Annotated in this window: 5 protein-coding genes and 1 pseudogene; 2 read left to right on the top strand and 4 right to left on the bottom strand. The window is 53.8% G+C overall.

Translation table 11 applies throughout. The annotated features are described in order from the left end of the window. Positions 1-107: 107 nt before the first annotated feature. From torD to torC, 3 genes are read right to left on the bottom strand one after another with little or no spacing between them, the layout of a single operon-like run. Positions 108-722, bottom strand: coding sequence for a molecular chaperone TorD (torD, locus tag FDW94_RS03240; RefSeq protein WP_137377123.1), 615 nt, complete (start codon positions 720-722; stop codon positions 108-110). Further along, entirely contained in the window at positions 719-3,259 is a 2,541-nt protein-coding gene (torA, locus tag FDW94_RS03235; RefSeq protein WP_079934821.1) for a trimethylamine-N-oxide reductase TorA, read from the bottom strand. The genes torD and torA overlap by 4 nt, the downstream gene beginning before the upstream one ends. Beyond that, complete coding sequence (gene torC / locus FDW94_RS03230; protein WP_003831126.1) at positions 3,249-4,427, bottom strand: pentaheme c-type cytochrome TorC; 1,179 nt, start codon at positions 4,425-4,427, stop codon at positions 3,249-3,251. Before torC ends, torA begins: the two co-directional genes overlap by 11 nt. A 131-nt stretch (positions 4,428-4,558) precedes the next feature. On the opposite strand from torC, the gene torR reads away from it, so the two are divergent. Continuing rightward, a complete protein-coding gene (gene torR, locus FDW94_RS03225; RefSeq protein ID WP_020996565.1) occupies positions 4,559-5,251 on the top strand; it encodes a two-component system response regulator TorR in 693 nt (230 codons plus the stop codon). Here torR and torT read toward each other — a convergent pair. Continuing rightward, a complete protein-coding gene (torT, locus tag FDW94_RS03220; RefSeq protein WP_137377122.1) occupies positions 5,224-6,255 on the bottom strand; it encodes a TMAO reductase system periplasmic protein TorT in 1,032 nt (343 codons plus the stop codon). The two genes, torR and torT, sit on opposite strands and share 28 nt — an antisense overlap. Positions 6,256-6,337: 82 nt before the next feature. Between torT and FDW94_RS23810 the strand changes: the two are divergent. Then, positions 6,338-6,803: pseudogene (locus FDW94_RS23810) on the top strand (TMAO reductase two-component system sensor histidine kinase TorS); the annotation flags it as partial.

Here is a 6,803-nt window from a genome sequence, read left to right as displayed (position 1 = left end):
GGCGGCAGCCGTAGTCCGCCACGCGAAATGCCCGGTGCTGGTTGTGCGGTGATAGGGTTAAAACGGGAGCGAATGTGCTCCCGTTTTTCTGTGGCTCAGGCCATCACTCAGTTCTGATGATCCAGCCTGACAAATGCCAGCAGCAGCTGGCTCAACGCACCGTAGAAACCAAAGTCATCATATCGGCGGCATTTAGCGGTGAACTCCGGTAACCAGCGTAACAGCCCCGCCAGCGTTTCTCTGCGCAACGCATCAATACGCTGACGGTTAACCCCTGGCTCACCAAGAGAAAAATGCAGATGGCTCAGCAGTTCGATAAAAATCGCCAGATGATCGGCTGATTCGCTAAACGTATCGCTTACCTGCATGCCCGCATCAGATAACAGTTGTTTAATGACCCCGTAGTTTGGCCCTTCTTCAAGATGAGCCGACGCATAGGGTAACGCGGCGTGTTTATCCGACATCAGGAACAGGCTGCAAAAATCAGCCGCCAGTTCCAGGGTAGCGTCTTCACGTACCTTGAGCGCGGCAATTTTCGCTTCCAGCAAAAGAACATCGGCCTCAAGCGACGGCTCACCTTTGAGCACGGTGAACCACTCCGTCATTTCGCTGGACTGCAATTGCGCTAATCCCTCACCGTCACGCTCCCGGGAAAACATTTGCGCCAACCATGCATAAACACAGGCCATCTGTTCTGTCGTCAGGGAGGTGTGTTTCATCATGACGTCACCTTCTGTGCCGGGACATATTCGCACTGCGCCACCATTTTTATCGGGCCGCTGAACGCCGTCACGTTATCCACCTTACCGGTATATTTCTCAATTTCCACCAGCGTAGTATGCGCACTGGTCGCCTGCGCCAGCTGAGACGTGCCGATATCTAGGGTTAACACGTTCGGATTACCGTATTTACACAGCGCTCCGCTTTCTCCACCGTTATCAGGATCGTACCAGGCACCTTCATGGATGCGCGCCACGCCCGGCGAGTAGAGATCGGAGACAACCGCGCCGGCCAGCACTTGTCCACGCGCATTAAATACACGAACTATATCGCCGTTGCGGATCCCCCTGGCGCTGGCATCCTGCGGGTTAATAAACACCGGCTCTTTGCCACCTACCGCGTAATGCTTACGCAGCGCTTCGGACTCGCAGAGCTGTGAATGCAGACGGAAATCCGGGTGGACGGATTGCAGATGCAGCGGCCAACGCTGCGATCCAGGCCCACCGTGTGAACGTTCGATTTTCTCAAACCACATTGGATGCCCCTGACAATCGTCATATTGCATATCGGCAATAGTTTTCGAATAGATCTCGATCAAACCGCTCGGCGTCCCCAGAGGTTCAAGGTCGGGATCTTCGCGGAAGGCCTGATGACGGACAAACATCTGCGGATGTTCGAATTCAACGTACTCTTGCTGATTCCAGAAAACGTCGAAAGCCGGAAGATGAACACCGCGTCCCTTCCCTTGCTGGCTTCCTTCCTGCCAGATGCGCTTCAACCAGCCCATCTCATCCAACCCTTCTGTGAACGCTTCTTCACGGTTAAAGCGGCGGCAAAGATCGCGGAAAATATCGAAATCATTACGCGCTTCAAACTGCGGCTGCACCAGCTGCTTCATAGCGATAATGCCGCGGTTGGAGTGGTTGCCATATTGGTCGAGATCGTTACGTTCAAACTGGGTCGTCGCCGGCAATACGATATCGGCGAATCGACAGGTCGAAGTCCACTGATTGTCGATGGCGATAACGGTTTCCAGCTTGCGCCAGCCCTCAATAATACGGTTGATCTGCTGGTGACGATGGAAAGGGTTGGTCCCGGCAAAAACGCACATCTTCAACGGTGGCAGCTTGACGGTTTTACCGTTCCAGTTGATGCTCTTGCCCGGCTCCAGAATCGCATCGATAAAACGCGCGATCGGGATGGTACTGCTGTAGCCCTTATAATCGGTGCTGTCATGTACCGGTGGAACGGTGGTGGAACCAGAAAATCCGCTCAGGATAACGCCTTTACGCCCTGGGGTGCCCGCGCCGTTGTAGTGCCAGCCAAAGCCAAATCCCCCCCCGGGTAAGCCAATTTGCCCGAGCATTGAGGCCAGCACCACGATCATCCACGCCCACTGTTCCCCGTGCTGCATACGCTGCACGCACCAGCCAGCAATAATTTGCGTTCTGCCGCCCGCCATCTGCCGCGCAAGTTCACGGATTGTCTCAGCATCAATCCCGCAGATTTTTTCCGCCCACTGGGCATCTTTAGGCTGTCCGTCACTTTCTCCCAGCAGATAAGGCAGAAATTGCTCAAACCCAACGCAGTAGTTCTCGAGGAAATGCTTATCGTAGAGCTTCTCGGTATACAGCGTGTGTGCCAGCGCCAGCTGTAGCGGTACATCAGCCTGCGGATTCACGGCGATGTGCTTAACCTTGTCGCGGCCCAGGTAGTCATGAGTCGAGGTGACGACCGGGTCAACACTGATAACCGAAATCTCGCCCCGTGCCACTTTTTCCTTCAGTTGCTCGTAGTATTCGTAGACATCATGATCCGGACACCACCAGTTCGCCTGCTGGTTTTTGATGAGGTCAGAACCCCACAGCACAATGGTTTTGCTGTTTTCGAGTACCAGTGGCCAGGAAGTCTGCTGCTCATATACCTCCATTGACCCGACTACGCGCGGCAGGATCACCTGAGCGGCACCGGTGGAATAGTCGCCCCCCGTACTCACGCTGTTGCCATGCAGCGCAATGGCACGCGCCAGCATCCCGGAAGCATTGTGGAACATCCCGGTCGATTGCCAGCCGCTGGCCGTTAGCAGCGCGCTCGGACCATAAGTCTTCTGAATGCGCTCCAGCTCCTGATAGAAGAAATCCAGCGCTTCATCCCACGAAACGCGCACAAAGCGGTTATCTCCACGTTGCGAGGTATCGCTCTGATGGCGTTTACGCAACCAGTCCACGCGGACCATGGGATAGCGAATACGCGCTCCACCGTGTACGTGATCCGGGAGTCCGGCGATCATTTTTGACGGGTATTTATCGCGCTCGAACGGCCTGGCTTCAATGAAACGACCGTCAACCACGGTGGCACGAATCGCCCCCCAGTGAGAACCGGTCAGAATCCCCTCTTTGACGCCTGCCCCCTGCACCTCTGCGGCATTAGCGCTACGCGGCGTGAGCAGCGAAGGCCCTAACATACCGGCTACGGTCAAGCCGCCCAGTTGCAGCAAAAAACGTCGGCGCGATGCCTGAAAGAGATCGTTATTTTTCATTGCTTTCTCCCTTATCGCCATGCGGCTTATCCGTAGTGTCAGAGGCATTCATCTGCAAATATTTCAGCAAGGTACGTTCTTCGCGTTTATCCAGACTGGTAAATCCAATCATGCCGTTCAACGTGCCAATCCAACCGTTAGCATCAAAGTGTTCTTTCTCTGGTGCACCGTGGCATTGGTTACAGGTTCCGTTATAGAGCGAGTCGGCATAAGCCCAGATAGGTTTGATATCGTTGACCATATCGCCCTTCTGCATCCAGGCAGTGGCTTGCAATTTACTCCATGGCGTATTCGTTTCCGCAACGGTGGTTTGCTCCAGCGTCTTCACGTGCTGCTGGATGTCGCCACGAATGGAAGCCACAAAAATGCGCTTGCCCGGCAGTTGCGCCAACACGCGCTGACGCCCATTACTCTCGGTCCAGCCCACAATTTCAATTTGCAGCCAGTCACCGTCACGCTTTAACACTTTCACTTCAGAAGCGGGCAGCAGTGAACCTGCAGGTTCTTTATCACCTTTGGCGGCATAAATAGGTTTGATGTCCAGAGAGTAGAGCGTCTCGCCATCGTCGTTCGCCCTGGCGCGTAACTCATCAAACTGCTTGCGGAAACCGCTGCTCATATCGGGAAGCTGGTGCGCAATACCTTTATGGCAGTCGATACAGGATTGGTTGTCCTTGGCCGCAATCTTCATCTGGCGCGCAGCTTCGGGATGTTGTTTCGCGTGGTCCATCGCATCATAGTCATGACAAGAACGGCAGGTCGCGGAGTTGTTCTCCTTCATTCGTGCCCATTCGCGCTCCGCCAGCTCTGCGCGTTTGGCTTCGAATTTCTCTGGAGTATCAATAGAGTGGGCAACAAAGGTTTGGTAAATATCGTTGCTGGCCTCCAGCTTACGTTTCACCATGCCTGGAATATCGGATGGAATGTGGCAGTCATGACATTCTGCGCGCACCCCGGAGGCATTCTGAAAATGCGCAGACTGTTTATATTCTTCGTAAACCGGCTGCATACTGTGGCAGCTCACGCAAAACTCGGTAGAACTGGTTAATTTAATACCAACGTGCGGCAAGACGATCAGCGCAATACCGACCACAATCCCGATAACGACCAGCGCCAACACTGACCAACGTGCGCTCGGTCTGAGCAGCGCCCTCCATAGTTTCCGCATAATAGCCCCTGTAATCTTATGGTTTAGTTACAGAGGATCTTATTTCTCAAATGTGAACAGCAACACTGGTCAGGATGAATGGCTTACGGCACAATGTGAACAGATATGAACAGAAAGAGAACACCATCAGGATGCCGCATCACATTGTCATTGTTGAAGATGAACCCGTTACCCAGGCGAGGTTACAGGCATATTTTGAACAGGAAGGTTATCATGTCTCTGTCACCGCCAGCGGAGCTGGTCTGCGTGAAATAATGTCACAACATCCTGTCGATCTCATTCTGTTGGATATCAACCTCCCGGACGAAAATGGCTTAATGCTGACCCGCGCCCTGCGCGAACGCTCAACGGTGGGGATCATTCTGGTGACAGGTCGTAGCGATCAAATTGACCGGATCGTTGGCCTGGAAATGGGCGCTGATGATTATGTCACCAAGCCACTGGAGCTACGTGAACTGGTGGTTCGGGTTAAAAATTTGCTCTGGCGTATCGATCTTGCCCGCCAGGCACAGCCGGAGACCAAAGATAACTGCTATCAGTTTGCCGGATACTGCCTGAATGTCTCCCGGCATACCCTGGAGCTGGGCGATGAGACGATCAAACTCACCCGCGCCGAGTATGAAATGCTGGTCGCCTTTGTCACCAATCCGGGGGAAATTCTCAGCCGCGAACGTTTACTGCGTATGCTTTCGGCACGACGGGTAGACAATCCAGACTTACGCACCGTAGATGTACTGATCCGCCGTTTGCGCCACAAGCTACGGGCTGATTTACTGGTGACACAGCACGGCGAAGGTTATTTTTTAGCGGCCGACGTGTACTGATACAGATAAACCGGACGGAACCCGCCAGGAGACAGCGAGCGTTGAACATGCTGGCTGTCGGCATTTTTCGGGGTGAGCACCAGGATCGGCGGACTGATATTTTCCGGTACCGGTTGCCCTTGTAGCACCCTGATCGCCTGTTGAATCGCCAGTTCACCTTGCCAGACCATCTGATCGCTGGCAGCCATAATGATTCTTTCGCGTTTAAGTCCGCGATACACCTGATGCGACAGGTAAAAAGAGACCACGGTTAGCGGCGTCCCCGGATTCCGCTTCTCTCCCATCGCCGCTTCCGCAGCAATTGCCGTACCGGCAACCACATCGACATCCGGGTGACGCTCAAGCATCTCCTGCAACAGGTTGCGCTGAACTTCAATATCATTATCCCCCAACGCCACATCCACGATGTTCACCTGACTACCGGCAATCGCCTGACGGAATCCTGCCACCATTTCGCGGCTGCCTCCGGCGTCATCAGGTCCTGGCAATAGCAGAACCTTTAACGGTTTGCCGCCGCTCCACTTGACCAGATAGCGGCCCGGCTGATACCCCATCTGGAACCACGGAACACCGACCCGTGCTTTCACCGTCGGATCGTCTATCGCATTCACTACCTCAATGACCGGCAACGCGCCTACCTGCGCGGAAAGATCCGGGAAAGTCGTCGTGCTGCTACCCAGCAATATGGCTTCTGCTCCCCATTGCTGGCACTGGGCGATTTGTGTTTTTTGCGTGGAGAACTGACGATACCCTCCCGCCTCTAACACCTTCAGACTTACTCCGTATTTTCTCGCCGCCTCAAGCATGCCGTAATTCACTGAAAGCCAATAGGAATCTTTCAGGCTGGGATACAGCGCGCACAGTTTCCAGACTTTGTTTGCAGTAACGTCCGATAGCAGTTCCGGGACTGCCTGCTGCGTATCCTGCCAGCGCAGCAATGCGGCCCCAGCCGCATGACTCAAACCGGGAAAAAGCGTGATTAACAGGAAAACCAATACGCGCATGATAGCCTCAACATTGATAAGGCTTTATCCTAGTTGCTTTCCTCTTTTGGACTCAACCTTTTTAATCTGTGGCGACCAGACAGTGAATTTATCTCTGACCAAACGACTGTGGATAGGCTTTGCGCTGATGGCGGCACTGACTCTCATCAGTACGCTGACAGGCTGGTATAACTTGCGTTTTGTCAGCCAGGTTGAGCAGGCCAATACCCAGGCGCTAATTCCAACCATGGATATGGCACGCCAGCTCAGCGAAGCCAGCGCCTGGGAACTGTTTTCCGCACAAAATCTGACCACCGCAGACAATGAAAATATGTGGCTGGCTCAGGGGAGAATGTTAACCGCCCAGAGTCTGAAAATAACCACATTACTCAAAACCCTTCGTGAACAGGGCTTTGATACTTCTGCCATTGAACAGCAGGAGAAAGAAATCGCCCGATCGTTAAGCCACCAGGGGGAGATGGTTGGCGAACGCCTGAAATTACGTGCTCAACAGCAACAACTCAGCCAGCAAATTATTGAGGCCACCGCTGACGTTGCCGAAATGGCAC

This window comes from Citrobacter sp. wls757, assembly GCF_005280935.1.
GTDB classification, from domain to species: Bacteria; Pseudomonadota; Gammaproteobacteria; order Enterobacterales; family Enterobacteriaceae; genus Citrobacter; species Citrobacter portucalensis.
Note: the sequence above shows the minus strand (reverse complement) of the source record. Positions and strands in the feature narration are given on the sequence as shown.